The sequence below is a fragment of the Actinomadura macra NBRC 14102 genome, assembly GCF_001552215.1.
GTDB classification, from domain to species: domain Bacteria; phylum Actinomycetota; class Actinomycetes; order Streptosporangiales; family Streptosporangiaceae; genus Spirillospora; species Spirillospora macra.
The window spans coordinates 297,703-317,370 of record NZ_BCQT01000019.1 but is presented as its reverse complement, the minus strand read 5'-3'; the positions used below and the strand labels follow the sequence as shown (position 1 = coordinate 317,370).

The window sequence follows — 19,668 nt, the reverse complement described above, 5'->3', positions numbered from 1 at the left end:
CTATGGCCACGCTAGAGATCCGCGACCTCCACGTCTCCGTCGCCGACGGCTCCGACGGGACGAAGGAGATCCTGCGCGGGGTCGACCTGACCGTGAAGGCCGGCGAGACCCACGCGATCATGGGGCCGAACGGCTCCGGCAAGTCGACGCTCGCCTACGCCGTCGCGGGGCACCCCAAGTACGAGGTGACCTCCGGCGCGGTCACGCTGGACGGCGAGGACGTCCTCGGCATGTCGGTCGACGAGCGCGCCCGCGCCGGGCTGTTCCTGGCGATGCAGTACCCGGTGGAGGTCCCCGGCGTCTCCGTCTCCAACTTCCTGCGCTCGGCCGTCACCGCCGTCCGTGGCGAGGCGCCGAAGCTGCGCGAGTTCTCCAAGGAGATGAAGAAGGCGATGGACGACCTGTCCATCGACCCGGTGTTCGCGCAGCGCAGCCTGAACGAGGGCTTCTCCGGCGGAGAGAAGAAGCGGCACGAGATCCTCCAGCTGGAGATGCTCAAGCCGAAGGTCGCCATCCTGGACGAGACCGACTCCGGCCTCGACGTCGACGCGCTCAAGGTCGTCTCCGAGGGCGTCAACCGCTTCGCCTCCGGCGACACCGGCGTCCTGCTCATCACCCACTACACGCGCATCCTGCGCTACGTGAAGCCCGACTTCGTGCACGTCTTCGCCGGCGGCCGCGTCGTCGCCGAGGGCGGCCCGGAGCTGGCCGACGAGCTGGAGAACGAGGGCTACGAGAAGTACGCGAAGGCGGGCGCATCCCTATGAACCTGCTGCCCGAGGAGCTGAAGAAGGACTTTCCGCTCCTTCAGCGCACCGTCCGCGGCGGGCGTCCGCTGATCTACCTCGACTCGGGTGCCACGTCGCAGAAGCCCGTCCAGGTGCTGGACGCGGAGCGCAGGTTCTACGAGCGCCACAACGCCGCGCCGCACCGCGGCGCGCACCTGCTGGCCGAGGAGGCGACCGAGGCGTACGAGAACGCGCGCGCCTCGATCGCCCGGTTCATCGGCGCGACGCCTGGCGAGATCGTGTTCACCAAGAACGCTACCGAGGGCGTCAACCTGGTGGCGTACTCGATGAGCAATGCCGCCACCGCGGGCGAGGAGGCCGCGCGGTTCCGCGTCGGCCCCGGCGACGAGGTCGTGGTGTCGGAGATGGAGCACCACGCCAACCTGGTCCCCTGGCAGGAGCTCTGCCGCCGCACCGGCGCCACGCTGCGCTGGTTCGGCATCACCGACGAGGGACGTCTGGACCTGGACGGCCTGGACTCCCTCGTCAACGAGCGCACGAAGATCGTCGCGCTGACGCACCAGTCGAACGTCCTCGGCACCGTCCCGCCGATCGAGCGGATCACGGCCCGCGCGCGCGAGGTCGGCGCGCTGGTCCTGCTGGACGCGGCCCAGTCCGTCCCGCACCAGCCGGTGGACGTCCGCGAGCTGGACGTCGACTTCCTCGCCTTCTCGGGGCACAAGATGCTCGGCCCGACCGGCATCGGCGTGCTGTGGGGCCGCCGCGAGCTTCTGGAGGTCATGCCTCCGTTCATCACCGGCGGGTCCATGATCGAGATCGTCCACATGGAGACCACGACGTTCCTGCCGCCGCCGCAGCGGTTCGAGGCCGGTGTGCCGATGACCGCGCAGGCGATCGGCCTCGGCGCGGCCTGCGACTACCTCGCCGACCTCGGCATGGACAGCGTGCACGCCCACGAGGAGGCGCTGACCGCCTACACCCTCGAACGGCTCAGCGAGATCCCCGGCGTCCGGATCGTCGGCCCCGGCACCACCGAGGCCCGCGGCGGTGCCGTCTCGTTCACGGTCGCCGACATCCACCCGCACGACGTCGGTCAGGTCCTGGACGACCTGGGCGTCGAGGTCCGCGTCGGCCACCACTGCGCCTGGCCGATCTGCCGCCGCTTCGGCATCCCCGCGACCACCCGCGCCACCTTCTACCTTTACAACACCCTCGCGGACGTGGACGCGCTCGCCGACGGGGTACGCCATGCACAGAAGTTCTTTGATACCCCCTGACCAGGGGGCCCAGGGGGGCGCCCCTCCTGGCAGGAACAGCCTGATGGATGCCCCGGTTGTAGCGAGAAAGAAAGGATGACATGCAGCTCGAGGCGATGTACCAGGAGGTCATCCTGGACCATTACCGCAACCCTCATCACAAGGGGCTGCGGGAGCCGTACGAGGGCGAGGCGCACCACGTCAACCCGACCTGCGGCGACGAGGTGACGCTGCGCGTCCACCTGGACGGCGCCGGCCAGGACGCCGCGGTCGCCGATGTCTCGTACGACGCCATGGGCTGCTCGATCAGCCAGGCCAGCGCCTCGGTGATGGCCGATCTGATCATCGGCAAGACCGTCAAGGAGGCGATGGCGGTCGGCGAGGAGTTCCTGGCGCTGATGCAGTCCCGCGGCCAGGACGTCTCGCCCGACGAGGACGTCCTGGAGGACGCCATCGCCTTCGCGGGGGTGTCCAAGTACCCCGCCAGGATCAAGTGCGCCCTGCTCGCCTGGATGGCGTGGAAGGACGCGACCGCCCGCGCACTCGGAGAGGCATCATGACCGACACCACGGAGACGACCGACACCACCGAGACCGCCGTCCCCGAGGAGGAGATCCTCGAAGCCCTCAAGGACGTCGTCGACCCCGAACTCGGCATCAACGTCGTCGATCTCGGCCTGGTGTACGGCGTCAACCTCGCCGACGAGGTCGCGACCCTGGACATGACCCTCACCAGTGCCGCCTGCCCGCTCACCGACGTGATCGAGGATCAGGCCCACAGCGCCCTGGAGGGCCTCGTCAAGGACGTCAAGATCAACTGGGTGTGGCTGCCGCCGTGGGGCCCCGACAAGATCTCCGACGAGGGCCGCGACCAGCTCCGCGCCCTCGGCTTCAACGTCTGACCCAGCACTTCGTCCGACCCACCGCTTCTGAGGCCGCGTCCACCAAGGACGTGGCCTCAGGTGTACCTGAGGAACTCGGACGTATCGAGCGGGGCGCCGTCCATGCACAGGACGCCCTCAATGGGCTGCTCGAACTTCGTCGTCACGATCCGCTCGTAGGTGCCCTCACTCTTGATGGGCTCGGTGTATAGCACGCACACACCGTCTCTCGGATCGACCAACAGGTACTGGGGCGCGCCCGACATGGCGTACCGGCGCCGCTTGCCCTCGTAGTCCTCGCGATAGTTCCGCTGGGAGACGACCTCCACCAGCAGTTCGGTCTCATGGGCCCACGGCTTCGCGCCCGGAGCCAGCGGCTCCGGCACGATGATCAAGTCGGGGATGGGCTCTCTGGGCTCGTCGCCTACCGACTCGAACTTGGCGAAGGTAAAGCCCTTCGTCTCGGCGAACTCCGCCAGTTGCTCCAGCGCTTTGGCGCAGGTCTCCTCGTCGAACACTCTCACCTCCACGCTCAGAACCTGCCTCTCAGCCTACTGTCCGACGCGCTCGTCAGCTTGGCCGTGAGCGCTCTGCGGCGTTCCGCGTAGCGGTGTTCTTGGGCTTGGACGGCCAGAGCGTGTAGGTGATCGGCCACAGTGACCAGATCGCCAGGATCGTGCCGAGGCGGAGGGTCCAGCCGGTGAGCTGACCGGTGCGGTCGGGGTCGTCCACGAGGACGATCATCAGGAGGAGGATCCCGCAGGACAGGGCGGTCGCGGTGACGGCCTTGGCGAACTCGCGCCACTCGTAGCGAGTGCGTGCCCAGCCGTGCTTGGGCTTGCCGCGCGGCGGGGGGCCGCCCGCGAAGCGGTGCGCGAAGCGCTCGTCGGCCCAGCGGACCATGCTGTGGCCGAACGCGACCGAGTAGCCGATGTAGGCGGCCGCCAGGCCGTGGCCGAAGCCCGCGGTCGCGCCGCCGCGCAGGTCGATCACCGTCACCGTCAGGAGCACGACGTCGACCAGCGGAACGCAGAGGAGCAGCGCCGCGCCGGTCCGGCGCATGCGCAGCGGGTACCGGGCGACGAGCCCGGCGGCGAGGACGACCCAGAAGCCGATCTCGCATCCGGCGATGACTGCGAGGAGCATGTCCCCATGGTCGCCGTGCGGAGGGGCCCGCGGCCTCGTCTGGGGTGAGGTTTCGTGGGTCCTCCGAAGGATGTACGCCGGGCCCTCAGCAGGTCGGACGCGGGAACCGGGCAGAGGATGCTGAGATGGGGATGTGCTCGCGATCCGCCGCCTGACCACCCGCCAGGACGCCCTCCTCGCCCTCGCGGGGCTGGCGGGCGGGCTGGTCATGATCGCTGTGCACGGGTACACGACGTGGGGACGGCACTGGGACCCCTCTCCCTGGTGGCGGCTCATCCCGCTGCTCGGGTTGTGCTCGACGATGCTCCTGCGGCGGACGGCGCCGCTGACGTCGCTGGCGCTGGCCACGCCGTTCAACGTCGCAGACGTGATCATGGGACCCAGCTTCGCCACGGCGGTGATCTACGGGGACACGCTGTACGCGGCCAGCCTGTACGGGCGGCGCCGGACGGCGGAGTGGCTGCTCGGGACCACCATCGCCGGGACGCTGGCGGCGGGGTCGGGCGCCGGTCTCGCCCTGGGCGAGGTGCCGGTCGGTGTGCTGGGCGCAGCGGTCGCCGGCGTGACGTGGGTGGCGCCGGTGCTGACGGCGATGGCCGTGCGCGAGCACCGGTTCACGGCGGAGTCCGAGCGGCAGCGGGCCGAGCAGGTGGCGCGGCTGGCCGAGATGGACCGGCGGGCCGCGGTGGGCAACGAGCGGGCCCGGATGGCCCGCGAGCTGCACGATGTGATCGCCAACCATCTGAGCGCCGTCGCCCTGCACTCCTCGGCGATCCTGAAGGTGCGCGACCTGGACCGGGCGGGTCTCGACCGGGCGATGGAGGTCATCCGGGAGAACAGCGTCCAGGGCCTCGCGGAGATGCGCCGGATGATCGGCCTGCTGCGGGACGGCGGGGAGGAGGACCCTCCGTCCGCGCCTCGGCTCGCCGAGGTGGGGCGGCTCGTCGAGCACACCGCGCGGTCGGATTTGTCGGCGTGCCTGGAGGTCGTGGGCGAGCCACCGCCCGAGCTGCCGGCCGCGGTCGAGCTGGCGGCGTACCGGATCGTCCAGGAGTCGCTGACCAACGCGCTCAAGCACGCCGGGCCCGGGCACGCCGAGGTGCGGGTCGAGTACGCCCGGGGACGCGTGGTGATCGAGGTGCTGAGCCCGCTCGGGCGGGACGGCGCGCGGCTGCCGGGGACCGGCAGCGGGCTGATCGGGATGCGGGAACGGGCCGCGATGCTGGCCGGGGAGTTCGCCGCCGGGCCGGTGGACGGCCGCTGGCGGGTGCACGCGGAGCTGCCGCTGGACTTTGAGAGGACGCCATGATCGAGGTGCTGGTCGCCGACGACCAGGCGGCGGTGCGCGCCGGGCTGGTGCTGATCCTGGGGGCGGCGCCGGACGTGCGGGTCGTCGGCGAGGCCGCCGACGGGGAGGCGGCGGTGGCGCTGGCCCGCGAGCTGCGCCCCGATGTGGTGCTCATGGACGTGCGGATGCCCCGGCTGGACGGCATCAGCGCGACCCGGGAGATCGCCGGCATCGTGGACGTGCTCGTGCTGACGACCTTCGACCTGGACGAGTACGTCTTCGGCGCGCTGCGGGCGGGCGCGGCGGGGTTCCTGCTCAAGGACGTCGACGCCGACCGGCTGGTGGAGGCGGTGCGGACCGTGGCGGCCGGGGAGGGGATCATCGCCCCGCGGGTCACCCGCAGGCTGATCGGGGCGTTCGCGGCGCGGCCCGCCGCACCGCCCGGGGGGCCGGGCCTGCACGACCTCACCCCGCGTGAGCGTGAGGTCTTCGGCTGTCTCGGCGAGGGGCTGTCCAACGGGGAGATCGCGCGGCGGCTGGACATGGCCGAGACCACCACCAAGACTCACGTCAGCCGCATTCTGGGCAAACTGGGGCTGCGTAGCCGCGTCCAGGCGGCCATCCTCGCGCAGGAGACGGCCGCCGGCGGGTCGCCGGGCCCGGGTGGCCACAACGGATCACCCGGGCCCGTCTGACGCCCCAGCGTCGCTCTCAGAGGACTCTCCGGCGGGCCGCCGTCAGTCGACGGCCGCCCGGGACCGGCTCAGGGGGACAGGCTGCGGATCAGGTCGGCCACGCGGACGATGCCGAGGCAGCGCCCGACCTCGTCCACCACGACCAGGTCGTCGTAGACCCGTTCCTCCTCCTTCCCGGCCGCCCGGAGCGCCGCCACGGCCGGAACCGTGCGCGGCACCGGACGGGGCGGGTCGGCCAACCGCGCCGCCGGCCGGTGGGCGTGCAGGGCGTGCCCGTACGCGCCGGACAGCCGCAGCAGGAACCGGGTCCGGTCCACCGTCGAGCGGGGCCGCTGCCGCTCGTCGACCAGGATGACGCTGGTGATGCCCGTCTCGGCGTTGAGCACGTTCAGCACCTCGTCCGCGGTCGCGGTGTGCGGCAGGGTCACCGCAGGCAGCGTGAACTCCGAGACGCGCGGGCCGAGCCCGAGGTCCTGCGGCGTCGGTTCGTCGCGTGCGGCGACCGGCACGGTGATGGGCATCCCCGGCCGCCACTCCGGCGGTGCGAGCGCCGGCCCCTGGACGAGCCGGACGCCCAGCTCGCGCAGGTGCACCACCTGGTCCTGCGTGGCCAGCCCGGGCGCCAGGACGTGCGTGCCGAGCCGGTGCGCCAGCTCCACCAGGCTCGCCACCAGCGCCGAGCGGCGTGGCTCCGCGCGGGCCCTGCGGGCCAGCTCGGGATCGAGTTTCAGTAAATAGGACGCGCCGTCCACCAGCAGGTCCAGCGGCGCATGCCCGGCGCCGAGGCCCGCGAGGCCGACGAGGTAGCCGGCCCGCCGCAGCCCCGAGAGGGCGGCGGCGACGGTCGGCCGTTGCGCGGGCGGGAAACCGCCCGCGACGCAGATGATGAACTCTTGTGGACGCCGTCCCGTCTCCCCGAGCCCGTGATGCAACTCGCCGAGGAAGGCGTCTCCGTGGGTCAGGGTCTCGGCCCGCAGGCCGATCTGCAGCGGAAGGGGGGTGCCCAGGTCCGCTGTCGCTCGGGCCGCCTCGACCGCGCGCCGGACGTCGTCCGCCGCGGGATCGACCCGTGGCGACGGACTGGACGCGGCGGGCGGGCCCGCGTGCGTCTCCACGGCCACGACGGTGCCGGTGCCGAGATCGACCACCGGATGGAACACCGCACGCGCCGGGAGCAGGACTTCAACGGCTGACACAGCCGCATCATGTCCCCCCTACTCCCCCGAAACGGTAGTTGTCAGGAGAAGTTAACCAACAATTCGCCGGGCATCAGCGCAGGTCGCGGTGCATGTCACGGGATGCGGCCCATCCGATCACAGCCCGCGCCCGCCGGCGAGGGCTGACAGCAGATACGTCGCGCCCGCGAGCGCCGCGAGCCAGGCGTAGACGGTGATGTCGGCGCCGCGCAGCGCCTGCACCACCAGCGCCCCGACCACCGCCACGGTGAGCACGTCGCCGGTCATCGCCGCCGCCCGCAGGTGCGCGCGTGCCCGGTGGCCCGAGCCGAAGCCCTCGCTGAGCGGCAGCGCGGGCTCGTTGCGCCGGTACGCCAGGTACGCCGAGTACCCGATCAGGGCGGCGAGCGCGACGAGGGCCGTCCCGGACCGCCCATCGGCGGCCAGCACGACCCCGACCACCACCCCCGCACCCAAGACGAGCCCGGGTACGGCCCACCGGCTGAGGCTGCGGCGTTCGGGAGCGATCCACATGAGGACATATCCTTCCTGATCCGCGGACGCAACGGACCGGCAACGCGCCGGTGCGATCAGGCCAGGTGCCGGTATGTTCTCCGTCCGTGGCGCAATTTCGAATGAACGGCTCGAAAATGCTCGCCGTCGATCTCGCGGGGGAGACCATCCGGGCGCTGAACGGCTCCATGGTCGCCTACGAGGGGCAGATGGCGTTCAAACGGCAGGGCATGACCGGGGGCGAGGGCCTGCGCGGGGCCCTGAAGCGGAAGATCGCCGGTGAGGGGATGACCCTCATGGAGATCACTGGGCAGGGGACGGTGTACCTGGCGAGCGAGGCGACCGAGGTCACGCTCGTCCAGCTCGCGGGCGACACGCTTTTCGTGGAGTCCGACAGCCTGCTGGCACTGGACGGGAATCTGAAGACCGGCGTCCAGTTCATCGGCCTGCGGGGGATGGGCACGGGGCAGGGCCTCGCCACCACCAAGGTCGACGGGCACGGCACGGTCGCGGTGCTGTCGGACGGGCCCGCGATAGCGCTGGAGGTGACGCCGCAGATGCCGCTGTGCGTCGACCCGCACGCCTACGTCGCCCATCACGGGCAGCTCCAGCAGGACGTCGTCACCGACGTCAACTGGCGGACGGTGCTCGGCCAGGGATCAGGGGAGAGCGTGCAGTTCCGGTACCAGGGCCACGGCCTGGTCTACGTCCAGCCCGCCGAGCGCGGCGGAATCTTGGAGATCTGATGCCGGGATACCAGTCGATCAACTCCAAGATGCTCCAGGTGCCGGTCGGTCCGGGGCAGGAGGTCTACAGCAAGCGCGGCGCCATGCTCGCCTACGCCGGGCCGGTGTCGTTCGCGCCGTCCGCCACCGCCGGGCAGGGCATCGGCGGCACCCTCGGGCGCGCCGTCGCCGGCGAACGGACCGCGATGATGCACGTGACCGGCCAGGGCACCGTCATGTTCGGGCATGGCGGGCTGCACGTCACCGTCGTCGACCTGAACGGCGCCGACAACCTCTACGTCGAGGCCGACCGGCTGCTGGTGCACGACGCGACCCTCCAGGTCGGGACGATGTTCATGGGCGAGCAGGGCGGCGTCCGCGGCGTCATCCGCGGCGCGGTCACCGGCCAGGGGCTGTTCACCACGACCCTGGCCGGGCACGGGTCGTGCGGGCTGCTGTCGCACGGCGGCGTCATGGAGTTGCCGATCAGCCCGCAGCGTCCCGTCCACGTCGATCCGCAGGCGTACGTGGCGCACCGCGGTCAGGTGCAGAACAAGCTCACCACCGCGGTGGGGCTGCGGGACCTGATCGGACGCGGGTCCGGCGAGGGCTTCCAGCTGGAACTGAGCGGCTCCGGTGTCGTCTACGTCCAGGCCAGCGAGAGGAAGATCTGACCGTGAGCATGTTCGGCACGCAGACCTGGAACGCCGGGACGCTCCCGTCCAACGACAACGTCAACCCCTACGCCTTCAGCGTCGACCTCAACGGGCAGTGGTTCGCGCAGAAGGGCAAGATGATCGCCTACTACGGGCAGATCAGGTTCGAGGCGCTGTCGGCGGGCCCGCTGGACGCGCTGGTCGCGCACACCTTCAACTCCCCGCTGTACGCGCACGACTGGATCGTCGCGCAGGGGCAGGGCAAGCTCGTCCTGGCCGACCGCGGGTTCGACGTCAACTCCTTCGACCTGGACCAGGGGAACCTCACCGTCCGGGCCGGGAACCTGCTGGCGTTCGAGCCGGGCCTGGAGCTCAAGCAGTCGATCATCCCGGGGTTCCTCACGCTCATCGGGACGGGACGGTTCGTCGCCGCCTCCAACGGGCCGGTCCATTTCGTCGAACCGCCGATCAGGGTGGACCCGCAGGCGCTGCTCGGCTGGGCCGACTGCCCGTCCCCGTGCCACCACTACGACCACTCCTACATGCGCGGCGCGTTCGGCGCGGCGCGGATGATCTTCGGTGTCGGGGGATCCTCGGGTGAGGAGCACCAGTTCGACTTCTCCGGGCAGGGCACCGTGCTGATGCAGTCGTCCGAGGTCGTGATGAACGAGGACGTCCTGCTGCGGGACCTGGAAGGCCAGATCGGCCTGGTCGGCACCTCCGGGCTCCAGCGGCTCCAGCACACGATCTCCCAGCGGCTGTCCGCCGAACGCCAGGGCTGACCCCTGCGGCGTCCCGGGGCTCCGCACGTGCGGAGCCCCGGGACACCGGGCCGTCCGGAGATCACGCCGCCGGTGTCACGACCCCGGGGTGGGCGCGGTCTTCATCACCCGGAAGGGGACGCCGAACGGGTCGCGGACCGTCGCGATGCGTCCGTAGGGGGTGTCCTGCGGCTCCTCGTCCACGGTGCCGCCGCCCGCCCGTACCCGCCGGACCGCCTCGTCGGCGTCGGCGACGTCGAAGTAGGTGACCCAGGACGCCGTGGCCGCCGAATCCCCGAGGATGCCGCCGATGAAGCCGCCGTCGGGACGACGCAGGGCGGTGTAGTCCATGTCACCCGGGACGGGCTCCAGCCCGTAGTCGAACACCGACGTGTAGAAACCGCGGGCGGCGTCGGCGTCCGACGTGATCAGATCGTTCCAGACCAGCGTCCCGGGCTCGTTGACGTAGGCGCTGCCGACCATGGCCTGCCCCTGCCAGAGGCCGAACTGGCCGCCCTGCGGGTCCTTCACGATCGCCATCCGGCCCTGCCCCATCACGTCCATCGCGGGGTGGACCACCTCTCCGCCCGCCTTGGTGACGCGGTCGACGACCTCCTCGGCGTCGTCGGCGGCGAAGTAGACACTCCACCAGAAGTCGGTTGCCTCCTCGTCAGGGTTCTGCATCATCCCGGCCACGGGCTCCCCGCGCAGCGTGCACATGTTGTAATGCCCGCCCTCGGCGCCGACGTCCTGGAACTGCCACCCGAAGAGCGTCCCGTAGAACGTCTTCGCCCGGTCCAGGTCGGGGATGCCGAGGTCGAGCCACGTGGGCGTCCCGGTCGGCGCGTTGCTCGTCACATGGGTCATCTGGCCACCATTCCTCGATGCCGGGGCCGGGTTCCGACTCCGGGTCCGTTGCCGCACGCCCGTACCTCCACCATCCTGGCCTCTCGGCGGTCGTTCACACATGTGTTCGGACGGATCCGTAAGGTTCGGCCATCGTGGACGGTCGGGGCAGTACGTCACGTACACTGATCAGATGGTTTCGCTCCCGAGCTGACAGGCCGCCCAGGCGCGCCCCGGTCGCAGGACCGCGCGGCGCGCTGTTTTGCGCCTGTCCATCGAGCCGTCCGTCAGGGGAGCCCTGTCACTGTGATCATCGCGAACGACATCGAGCTGCGCGCCGGGTCCCGGCTGCTGATCGAGACCGCGTCCTTCCGGGTCAACCCCGGCGACCGCGTGGGCTTCGTCGGCCGCAACGGCGCCGGTAAGACCACCCTCACCAAGGTGCTGGCGGGGGACGCGCTGCCTGCGCAGGGGAGCGTGACGTCCTCGGGCACGATCGGCTACCTCCCGCAGGACCCCCGTGGCGTCGACCTTGAGGAACTGGCGCGCGACCGCATCCTGTCCGCGCGCGGCCTGGACGAGGTCATCCGCAAGCTGCGCGCCGCCGAGGAGGCGATGGCGGCCGCGTCCGCAGCCGACCGCGACAAGGCCGTCCGGCGCTACGGGCGGCTGGAAGAGCGGCTGCACGTCCTGGGCGGCTACTCGGCTGAGGCGGAGGCCGCCTCCATCGCCTCCAGCCTGGGCCTGCCGGACCGGGTGATGACCCAGCCCCTCGGGACGCTGTCGGGCGGTCAGCGGCGGCGTGTGGAGCTGGCCCGCATCCTGTTCTCCGACGCCGACACCCTGCTGCTGGACGAGCCCACCAACCACCTGGACGCCGACTCGATCGTCTGGCTGCGCGACTTCCTCAAGTCCCACCAGGGCGGCCTGGTCGTCATCAGCCACGACGTGGAGCTGCTGGACGCGGTCGTCAACCGGGTGTTCCACCTGGACGCCAACCGCAGCGTGATCGACATCTACAACGTCGGCTGGAAGAAGTACCTCGACCAGCGCGAGACCGACGAGCGGCGCCGCAAGCGCGAGACGGCCAACGCCCACCGGCAGGCGTCGGCGCTGCTGTCGCAGGCCGACAAGATGCGGGCCAAGGCGACCAAGGCCAAGGCGGCGCAGCAGATGGACCGCCGCGCCCGGCAGCTCCTCGCCGGGGTGGAGGGCGAGCGGCAGGCCGACAAGGTCGCCAAGATCCGCTTCCCGGATCCGGCCTCCTGCGGCCGGACTCCGCTCACCGCGGAGGGTTTGTCGAAATCGTACGGATCTTTGGAGATATTCACCGACGTGGACCTGGCGATCGACCGGGGCAGCCGCGTCGTCGTGCTGGGCCTGAACGGCGCGGGCAAAACGACCCTTCTCCGCATGCTGGCGGGGGTCGACAAGCCCGACACGGGCGCCGTCGTGGCCGGTCACGGCCTGCGCATCGGCTACTACGCGCAGGAGCACGAGACGCTGGAGGTCGAGCGCTCGGTCCTTGCGAACATGCAGTCCGCCGCACCCGGGATGGCGCCGGTCGAGGTCCGCAAGATCCTCGGCTCGTTCCTGTTCTCCGGCGACGACGTGGACAAGCCCGCGGGGGTCCTGTCGGGCGGGGAGAAGACCCGGCTCGCCCTGGCGATGCTGGTGGTGTCGAGCGCCAACGTCCTGCTGCTGGACGAGCCCACCAACAACCTCGACCCGGCCAGCCGCGAGGAGATCCTGGCGGCGCTGCGAACCTTCGCCGGAGCCATCGTGCTGGTGACCCACGACGAGGGCGCCGTCGAGGCGCTGCGGCCGGAAAGAGTGATTTTGCTGCCGGATGGTGTCGAAGACATCTGGAGTGACGAGTTTGCTGATCTGGTGGCACTTGCGTGACCTGCGGACTGCCTTCCGCAGATCTTTTCTGGCCGAGTGGGTAGCCGAACGCGCGGGAATGACTGATCATGGCGGGGGATAACGCAGCGGTCACCACATCACTACGGGAGGTACTCGTGGCCGAGACCCTTAAGAAGGGCACCCGCGTGACCGGTGCCGAGCGCGACAAGCTGGCGGCGGACCTCAAGAAGAGGTACGACTCCGGCGAGAGCATCCGCGCCCTGGCAGCCGCCACCGGCCGCTCGTATGGGTTCATCCACCGGATTCTGACCGAGTCCGGCGTCAACCTGCGCGGTCGCGGCGGCGCGACCCGGGGCAAGAAGTCCTGAACGGACACCGACCCCCGGATGAGCGCACCGCCTGATCCGCCGTCGCGGCCGGCCCAGTAGGGTTCGGTCGCGGCGGCGGACGGGATGGGTCCCGCCCCGTGGACGGCGGGGCGGGCCCCAGTGCGCCCCCATGCGTCCTTCCCTCCCGCCTGGCGGCTGGGCCTCTGGCCCGTCACCGACAGGACAGGTCACAGCGGAGAGGGAGCGCCATGGCGGACGCGAGTGCGGATCGGCGACCGGAATCGGTCACGGCCGAAGGCGAGGCAGACCTGGCAGGGGTCGACCTGGCCGGGGCCGGGCTGCGACTGGACGTGGACGGCGCCGTCGCGACCGTCACGCTGAACCGGCCCGAGCGGCGCAACGCCCTGACGTTCGCCACATGGCGGGGACTCGCCGCCATCGGCCGGTCCCTGCCGTCCGATGTGCGCGTCGTCGTGCTCCGCGGCGAGGGCCCGTCCTTCTCCGCGGGCATCGATCTCGCCCTGTTTTCCAATGCCGGGCTCTCCGGTGACGGCGAGGGCTTCGCCGACGGCTCCGATGCCGAGGCCACCGATCGATTCATCGCCGAGCTACAGGAGGGCTACACCTGGCTGCGGCGCGCCGACATCGTCACGATCGCGGCCGTGCACGGCCATGCCATCGGCGGCGGCTTCCAGCTCGCGCTGGCGTGCGACATCCGCGTCGTCGCCGACGACGTGAAGTTCTGCATGAAAGAGCCCGCGCTCGGGCTCGTCCCCGACCTGACCGGCACCAAGCCGCTCGTCGAGATCGTCGGCGTCCCGCGCGCCCTGGAGCTGTGCCTCACCGCCCGCACCGTGCAGGCCGAGGAGGCCGCCCGGCTGGGTCTGGCCGAGACCGTCGTCCCGCGCGAGGGCCTTGACGCCGCTGTCTCCGACCTGGTCACCGCCCTGCTGGCGGTGAACCCGGGGGCGGCCGCCGCCACGAAGCGGCTGCTGTGGCAGGCCCCGGAGAACACGCTTGAGCAGCAGTGCGCCGCCGAACGCCACGAGCAGATCGGCCGCCTCCGCGAGCTGTTCGCCCGCTGAGCCCTGGTGGGCCCGTCGAGCCCTGTCCATCACAGGCAGGTCGAGGCGGGTCGTCGTCAGGGCGACTGCCAGAACGACGACCCGCCGCGGGCGGACGGATTCGGTTACCGGCGGGACTCGCGGGCCAGCGGAAGGAGCAGCTTGCTGACGCCGGGTGTGAGGGCGACCTTGGTGCCCGCCGGGTAGCGGAGCGTGTAGTCGTAGTCGGTGGACAGGACGATCACGCCGAGCCGGTGCCCGGCCTTGACGATGTAGTCGGTCGGCTCGAAGTCCCAGCGGAACTTGTACGCCTTGCCGGGTTCGAGCGGGTCGGTGTGGCTCGGGCTGTGCCGGTTGCGCGCGTCCAGCCATCCCCGTGTGATGACCTTGAACGGGGCGGTCTCGGTCAACAACGCCTGGCGGGTGGTGCAGCCGTCATCTCCCGGCACGCCCTGGCCGTAGCAGACGCGCTCACCGGTGTCGCGGCGGGCGCCGGTCGTGCGGGTGTCGGTGCCGTAGTCGACGAGCAGCGCCGTCAGGTACGGCGACCGTCCGTCCAGCGACGCCTTGACCGACATCCGCGGGATGCCGTTGACGCGGAGCGGCTCCTCCAGCGCGGGCGTGAGGTAGGCCAGCCGGTTGGGGTCGGCCTTGTCCTCGTTCACCAGCAACTGCTCGGCGGTCCGGGTCTTGCCCGCGTCCACGAAGCGCTGGGCGTCACCGTGGCGGGGACGGCCGCCGAGGATGCCCGGCTGGCCGGACTCACCGGCGTTCAGACTGAACGGGACCGTCCGGGTGCCGGGGACGGGCCAGTCCTTGGCGGTCTCCCACTGGCCCGGGGCACGCTCGATGTCGACCCGCGGCTCGTTCTCGATGCCGTTGCGGAGGTCGTACAGGTACCGGTCGAACCAGGCGTGCGTCTGGCGCAGCCACTCCTCAAGGCGCCAGCGGAACGGCGTCGCATGGTTGGCCTGGTGCAGCCACAGCTTGCGCGGCACCCCGGCCTCCTTCAGCGCGTTCCACCACTGGACGGAGTTCTTGACCTTGACGTTCCAGTCGTTCAGGCCGTGCACCACCATGACCGCGGCGCGGACCTTCCTGGCCTGGTCGACGTAGTCGCGCTGCTCCCACACGTCGCTGTAGTCGCCGGTCTCTCGGTCCTGGCGGGCCGCGATGTCGTCGATGACCTTGCCGCAGACCTCGGGGTTCTTCCGGGTGAGCACGATCTTGGCCATGACGTCCAGGTCCTCGCCCTGGTAGCCGCCGGGCGCGAGGACGCCGCCGTTGGCCCGGTAGTAGTCGTACCAGCTCGAAATGGCCGCGATCGGCACGATGGCCTTGAGGCCGCGGACACCGGTGGCGGCGGCCATGTTCGGCAGCGTCCCGTTGTAGGACTGGCCGATCATGCCGACGTTGCCGGTGGACCAGCCCGCCTGGACCGGCGTACCGTCCGGTGCCCAGCCCTTCGCGCGGCCGTTCAACCAGTCCACCGCGGCCTTGGCGCCCGCCTGCTCGTCGCGGTCGCCCGCGGTCGGGCAGCCGGTGGACCCGCCCGTCCCGATGCTGTCGAGGTTCGCGATGGCGTATCCGCGTGGAAGGAAGTAGTTGTCGTAGTAGCCCGGGAAGACGTCGGCCACGTTCCGCTTGCCGTTGGCCAGCGCCCGCGCCTGCGGGTCGTCGATGTCGACCGGGTGGTTCGGGATGTTGAGGGTGCCCGCCCAGTACGGGCTGGCCTCCAGGATCGTCGGGACCTTGAGCCCGGCGGTGTCGGTCTCCTTCGGACGCATGATCCGCATCTCGACACGGTCGCGGACTCCGTCGTGGTCGCTGTCGGCGGTGGTCTCGATGCTGACGGTCTGGGTGACCGCGTCGGCACGGGAGAAGATCGGCTGTGTCCGGCCGTCCTTCACCGTGACCTTCAAGGCGGGCTCCGGGGAGCGCGCCGGCCTTGTGGGCGCGGCGGCACCCGCGGGGAGTGCGGTGGTGGCGAGCAGCGCGGCGGTGAGGGTGATCATGCCGGCGCCGCTTCGCAGGAAGCGTCGTCTCACTTGGGGGCTCCTGGGGGGTATGAGCCGGAGGTTGCTGATCACTCTTACTACCGGTACCGCGGGAAGTCCATAAGATCACCCGCCGGCGGTGCCGGGTGCGCGGCGGGTGGACCTCGCGCCGGCTGCGGGTTACGCCGTGAGCGGAGCGGGGAAGCGCGACGGGGGAGGGGACGTTGATCCTTCCGGAGACTGAGATGCTTACTTGATTACGCACTTGCCCGCCCGGCTCTGAGGGCGGGCAGCGACCCCTCGGAGGCGCTTGTGGGGATGCCGGGATCGCCGGGCAACGGCTGGCAGGTGATGGCCTCGTTCCGCCGGGACGGGTCCGTCACCCAGCAGAAGCTCAAGCCCGGCACCGTCAGGCGGATCGCCGGCTACGCGCGCCCCTACGTTCGCGAGCTGGTCCTGTTCCTCGTGCTGAACACCATCGCCGCGGTGATCGTCGTCGCGAACCCGCTGCTGCTCAAGTCGATCATCGACCGCGGCATCGTGCCGGGCCGGCAGGATCTGGTGATCTGGCTCGCGGTCGCCGTCGCCGGGCTCGCGCTGCTGGAGGCGGTGCTCGGCCTGGCCCAGCGCTGGTACTCGGCGCGCATCGGCGAGGGACTGATCTACGACCTGCGCACGCAGGTGTTCGGGCACGTCCAGCGCCAGCCCGTGGCGTTCTTCATGCGCGCCCAGACGGGCTCGCTCGTCAGCCGTCTCAACAACGACGTCATCGGCGCGCAGCGCGCCCTCACCACCACCCTGTCGTCGGTGGTGTCCAACGTGATCAGCCTGATCCTGGTGCTGGTGACGATGCTGATCCTGTCCTGGCAGGTGACGCTGATCGCGTTGCTGCTGCTCCCGATCTTCATCCTGCCCGCCAAGTGGGTGGGGCGGCGGCTGTCGCGGATCAGCCGCGAGCAGATGGTGCTGGACGCCGAGATGAGCTCGCTGATGACCGAACGGTTCAACGTGGCGGGCGCGATGCTCGCCAAGCTGTACGGCCGCCCGGCCGAGGAGGAGGTGAACTTCTCCCAGCGGGCCGAGCGGGTCCGGGACATCGGCATCGTCGCCGCCATGTACGGCCGCGTGTTCTTCACCGCCCTGACGCTGGTCGCGGCGCTCGCCACCGCCATGGTCTACGGCATGGGCGGCTTCCTCGTCGTGGACGGCGGCCTCGAACTCGGCACGCTCGTCGCCCTCGCGACCCTGCTGACCCGTATGTACGGACCGCTGACCGCGCTGTCCAACGTCCACGTGGACGTGATGACCGCCCTGGTGAGCTTCGACCGCGTGTTCGAGGTGCTCGACCTCAAGCCCCTCATCCGCGACCGCAAGGACGCCCGCACCCTGGGCGAGACGCAGGGCACCCCGCAGACACAGGGCACCCCGCAGGCGCAGGACGGACCGCAGGCGCAGGACGGGCTCACCGCGCGGCCCGCCGCTCCGGCGATCGAGTTCGACCACGTCCGGTTCGCCTACCCGTCGGCCGAGGAGGTGTCGCTGGCCTCGCTGGAGTCGATCGCGCGGACCGACACCGCCCCCGCCCGCGAGGTCCTGTTCGACGTGGACTTCACCGCGGCGTCCGGGCAGCTCGTGGCGCTGGTCGGGCCCTCCGGCGCGGGCAAGTCGACGATCACGCACCTGGTCTCGCGGCTCTACGACGTCTCCGGTGGCGCGATCCGGATCGGCGGGACCGACGTCCGTGACGTCACGCTCGATTCGCTGCGCGGCGAGATCGGCGTGGTGAGCCAGGACGCGCACCTGTTCCACGACACCATCCGCGAGAACATGCGCTACGCCCGGCCGGACGCCACCGACGCCGAGATCCTGGAAGCGCTGGAGTCCGCGCAGGTCGGCGGGCTGATCGCGTCGATGGCCGAGGGCCTGGACACGGTCGTGGGCGACCGCGGGTACCGGCTGTCGGGCGGCGAGAAGCAGCGGCTCGCGATCGCCCGGCTGCTGCTGAAGGCGCCGTCGGTGGTCGTGCTGGACGAGGCGACCGCGCACCTGGACTCCGAGTCCGAGGCGGCGGTGCAGCGTGCCCTGCGGACGGCCCTGGCCGGGCGCACCTCCCTGGTGATCGCGCACCGGCTGTCCACCATCCGGGAGGCCGACCAGATCCTGGTGATCGAGGGCGGGCGGGTGGCCGAGCGGGGACGCCACGAGGAACTGCTACTGCGCGGCGGCCTCTACGCCGAGCTCTACCGCACGCAGTTCGCCCGCCAGGACGGCGGCGCGGAGGAGACCGGCAGTCAGGCGTCCGCGGCCAGCCGGTAGCCGAGCCGCCGCAGCTCGGTGCCGGCGACCTTCTCCACCTGGGCGGCCTGCCGGGGCGACAGCCGCTCGCGCCAGGTGCCGACCCCGTGCTCGTCGGCGGCCCACGCGCCGGACCTGACCAGGCCGGACAGGACCGACTTGGAGATCGCCGCGTCCAGGTACTCCGACACCTCGGTCGCGACCCGGTGCGGCCGCGCCGCGAGGTCCTCGTACCGGATGGTGAACAGCTGCTCCTCGGGGACCTGCTGCCGGAGCCGCGCGCTGAGCCGTACCGACCCGCGCCAGCGCAGCGCGCACTTGACGGCGGGTGCGGCGCTCGGCCACCGGTTGCGCTCGGTGTGGTCCTCGACGCCGAGGAACGGGTTCGGGAACACCGCGTCCAGATTGGCGAGCCCCGGCTTGAACCAGGCCATGCAGCGGGCGTCGTCCAGCATGTCGGCGACCGCGTCCCGGCCGTCCCTGATCACCTGGAGGAGTTGGGCGTCGGGGAAGGCGTCCAGCAGGACGTCCGCGCTGTAGATCAGGTCGGGGGAGGCGTCGGCGAACCGCACGATGTCCGCGGGCTGGACGCAGGGGCCGGGCTGATCACCGTCCCGGGCGGGCTGCCCGGGAGGGGCGGGTTCGGCCGGCGGCAGCCCGCCCAGTTCCCGGCATTCGGGCGAGCATTCCGCGCACGCCCGCGCGGAGATCTGCCAGGTTTCGGCGTAGGCGTCGCGCAGGACGCGGGCCGCGCCCTGGCCACGCTGCGTGGCGATCGACGGCTGCCGGGCGAAGGCGTAGGTGACCCGCAGGACGCCGGGGCGGCCCGTGGTCAGATGGAAGCCCGGCGAGCGTTTGACCGCACGCGCCAGCAGGTCCGCACCGGAGTGGGGTGCGCCCAGAACGAAGACCGGGCGGCGGACCTTGGTGCCGTTGATCACGAGGATGTGCGGCGTCGATCTCATACCGGAACAAGTTTGGCACCTTTTGAGGGCCGAGGGACCGTGACCCTCCGTGCGGTCTGACCGAAATCCCGGGAAGGGACGCGGCGTGAGCCGGCGTAACTCGGATGTGAATCGGATGTGAATCGGATGCGAATACGGCCGCGAATACGCGCCCGCAGCAGGCTTTCCGGGCCTAGCCTTGGGGGATGGACGCTCCCCAGATGCCTGCCTGTCCTCACCGGCGGGCCGAGTCTGACGCGGCAGTCGCCGGGCTCGCCGCCCCGGCCGAATTCGGGGGGACTGGCCGGGCAGGGGCGCTGACCACGGCGAACATCGAGGGCGCGCTCCGGCGGCGGGGGTCAGGGCCCGGCAAAGGCGGACCGGCCGCGTGCCGGGCGCCCGGAAACGCGAGATGATCTGTTGGCGGGTCGTGACCGGTCGCCCCTTCCGCTGGCGTCCGGATCCTGACAAGCTCTATGCGTC

Annotated in this window: 20 protein-coding genes; 13 read left to right on the top strand and 7 right to left on the bottom strand. The window is 71.1% G+C overall.

Annotated elements, in window-relative coordinates:
* Positions 1–2 precede the first annotated feature (2 nt).
* From sufC to AMA02S_RS31135, 4 genes are all read left to right on the top strand, one after another.
* Positions 3–767, top strand: coding sequence for a Fe-S cluster assembly ATPase SufC (sufC, locus tag AMA02S_RS31150; protein ID WP_067465348.1), 765 nt, complete (start codon positions 3–5; stop codon positions 765–767).
* Positions 764–2,026, top strand: a complete 1,263-nt coding sequence (locus AMA02S_RS31145) for a cysteine desulfurase (protein ID WP_067465345.1) — start codon at positions 764–766, stop codon at positions 2,024–2,026. The genes sufC and AMA02S_RS31145 overlap by 4 nt, the downstream gene beginning before the upstream one ends.
* Positions 2,027–2,106: 80 nt before the next feature.
* Positions 2,107–2,565, top strand: a complete 459-nt coding sequence (sufU, locus tag AMA02S_RS31140) for a Fe-S cluster assembly sulfur transfer protein SufU (RefSeq protein WP_067465342.1) — start codon at positions 2,107–2,109, stop codon at positions 2,563–2,565.
* Positions 2,562–2,906 (top strand): metal-sulfur cluster assembly factor, encoded by a 345-nt coding sequence (locus AMA02S_RS31135; RefSeq protein WP_067465339.1) that lies wholly within the window; start codon positions 2,562–2,564, stop codon positions 2,904–2,906. Before sufU ends, AMA02S_RS31135 begins: the two co-directional genes overlap by 4 nt.
* Before the next feature lie 56 nt (positions 2,907–2,962).
* Here AMA02S_RS31135 and AMA02S_RS31130 read toward each other — a convergent pair whose 3' ends face one another.
* Positions 2,963–3,415, bottom strand: coding sequence for a Uma2 family endonuclease (locus tag AMA02S_RS31130; protein ID WP_218005169.1), 453 nt, complete (start codon positions 3,413–3,415; stop codon positions 2,963–2,965).
* Positions 3,416–3,455: 40 nt separating this feature from the next.
* Complete coding sequence (locus AMA02S_RS31125; protein WP_067465333.1) at positions 3,456–4,031, bottom strand: hypothetical protein; 576 nt, start codon at positions 4,029–4,031, stop codon at positions 3,456–3,458.
* A 133-nt stretch (positions 4,032–4,164) separates the two neighbouring features.
* On the opposite strand from AMA02S_RS31125, the gene AMA02S_RS31120 reads away from it, so the two are divergent.
* Entirely contained in the window at positions 4,165–5,340 is a 1,176-nt protein-coding gene (locus AMA02S_RS31120) for a sensor histidine kinase (RefSeq protein WP_067465330.1), read from the top strand.
* Positions 5,337–6,014 carry a response regulator gene (locus tag AMA02S_RS31115; protein WP_067465327.1) on the top strand — a complete coding sequence of 226 codons (678 nt, stop codon included), beginning with the start codon at positions 5,337–5,339 and terminating at the stop codon, positions 6,012–6,014. Before AMA02S_RS31120 ends, AMA02S_RS31115 begins: the two co-directional genes overlap by 4 nt.
* A gap of 68 nt (positions 6,015–6,082) precedes the next feature.
* Here AMA02S_RS31115 and AMA02S_RS31110 read toward each other — a convergent pair whose 3' ends face one another.
* Both AMA02S_RS31110 and AMA02S_RS31105 read right to left on the bottom strand, forming a co-directional pair.
* On the bottom strand, positions 6,083–7,210 hold the full coding sequence (locus AMA02S_RS31110) for an EAL domain-containing protein (RefSeq protein ID WP_245667910.1): 1,128 nt from the start codon (positions 7,208–7,210) through the stop codon (positions 6,083–6,085).
* A 117-nt stretch (positions 7,211–7,327) separates the two neighbouring features.
* On the bottom strand, positions 7,328–7,723 hold the full coding sequence (locus AMA02S_RS31105) for an ABC transporter permease (RefSeq protein WP_067465324.1): 396 nt from the start codon (positions 7,721–7,723) through the stop codon (positions 7,328–7,330).
* Between the two features lie 86 nt (positions 7,724–7,809).
* On the opposite strand from AMA02S_RS31105, the gene AMA02S_RS31100 reads away from it, so the two are divergent.
* The 3 genes from AMA02S_RS31100 to AMA02S_RS31090 are packed head-to-tail and all read left to right on the top strand — an operon-like array spanning position 7,810 to position 9,865.
* Positions 7,810–8,448 carry an AIM24 family protein gene (locus tag AMA02S_RS31100; RefSeq protein ID WP_245667909.1) on the top strand — a complete coding sequence of 213 codons (639 nt, stop codon included), beginning with the start codon at positions 7,810–7,812 and terminating at the stop codon, positions 8,446–8,448.
* The gene (locus tag AMA02S_RS31095) at positions 8,448–9,101 is read left to right on the top strand and encodes an AIM24 family protein (protein ID WP_067465318.1); all 654 of its coding nucleotides are present in this window, start codon (positions 8,448–8,450) and stop codon (positions 9,099–9,101) included. Before AMA02S_RS31100 ends, AMA02S_RS31095 begins: the two co-directional genes overlap by 1 nt.
* Positions 9,102–9,109: 8 nt before the next feature.
* Positions 9,110–9,865, top strand: a complete 756-nt coding sequence (locus AMA02S_RS31090; protein ID WP_067465703.1) for an AIM24 family protein — start codon at positions 9,110–9,112, stop codon at positions 9,863–9,865.
* A 75-nt stretch (positions 9,866–9,940) separates the two neighbouring features.
* Here AMA02S_RS31090 and AMA02S_RS31085 read toward each other — a convergent pair whose 3' ends face one another.
* A complete protein-coding gene (locus AMA02S_RS31085; protein ID WP_067465315.1) occupies positions 9,941–10,711 on the bottom strand; it encodes a VOC family protein in 771 nt (256 codons plus the stop codon).
* A gap of 285 nt (positions 10,712–10,996) precedes the next feature.
* Between AMA02S_RS31085 and AMA02S_RS31080 the strand changes: the two genes are divergently transcribed.
* The 3 genes from AMA02S_RS31080 (at position 10,997) to AMA02S_RS31070 (ending at position 13,970) form a co-directional block, all read left to right on the top strand.
* Positions 10,997–12,595 carry an ABC-F family ATP-binding cassette domain-containing protein gene (locus AMA02S_RS31080; RefSeq protein WP_067465312.1) on the top strand — a complete coding sequence of 533 codons (1,599 nt, stop codon included), beginning with the start codon at positions 10,997–10,999 and terminating at the stop codon, positions 12,593–12,595.
* A 116-nt stretch (positions 12,596–12,711) separates the two neighbouring features.
* On the top strand, positions 12,712–12,924 hold the full coding sequence (locus AMA02S_RS31075) for a helix-turn-helix domain-containing protein (protein ID WP_021596738.1): 213 nt from the start codon (positions 12,712–12,714) through the stop codon (positions 12,922–12,924).
* A gap of 209 nt (positions 12,925–13,133) precedes the next feature.
* Positions 13,134–13,970 carry an enoyl-CoA hydratase/isomerase family protein gene (locus tag AMA02S_RS31070; protein ID WP_084265766.1) on the top strand — a complete coding sequence of 279 codons (837 nt, stop codon included), beginning with the start codon at positions 13,134–13,136 and terminating at the stop codon, positions 13,968–13,970.
* A gap of 104 nt (positions 13,971–14,074) precedes the next feature.
* On the opposite strand, the gene AMA02S_RS31065 is transcribed toward AMA02S_RS31070, so the two are convergent.
* Positions 14,075–15,997: a Xaa-Pro dipeptidyl-peptidase gene (locus tag AMA02S_RS31065; protein WP_245667908.1), complete on the bottom strand. Its 1,923-nt coding sequence runs from the start codon at positions 15,995–15,997 to the stop codon at positions 14,075–14,077.
* A 267-nt stretch (positions 15,998–16,264) separates the two neighbouring features.
* On the opposite strand from AMA02S_RS31065, the gene AMA02S_RS31060 reads away from it, so the two are divergent.
* Positions 16,265–18,262, top strand: coding sequence for an ABC transporter ATP-binding protein (locus tag AMA02S_RS31060; protein WP_067465306.1), 1,998 nt, complete (start codon positions 16,265–16,267; stop codon positions 18,260–18,262).
* On the opposite strand, the gene AMA02S_RS31055 is transcribed toward AMA02S_RS31060, so the two are convergent.
* Entirely contained in the window at positions 18,238–19,206 is a 969-nt protein-coding gene (locus tag AMA02S_RS31055) for a sulfotransferase family protein (protein ID WP_067465303.1), read from the bottom strand. The two genes, AMA02S_RS31060 and AMA02S_RS31055, sit on opposite strands and share 25 nt — an antisense overlap.
* Positions 19,207–19,668 lie beyond the last annotated feature (462 nt).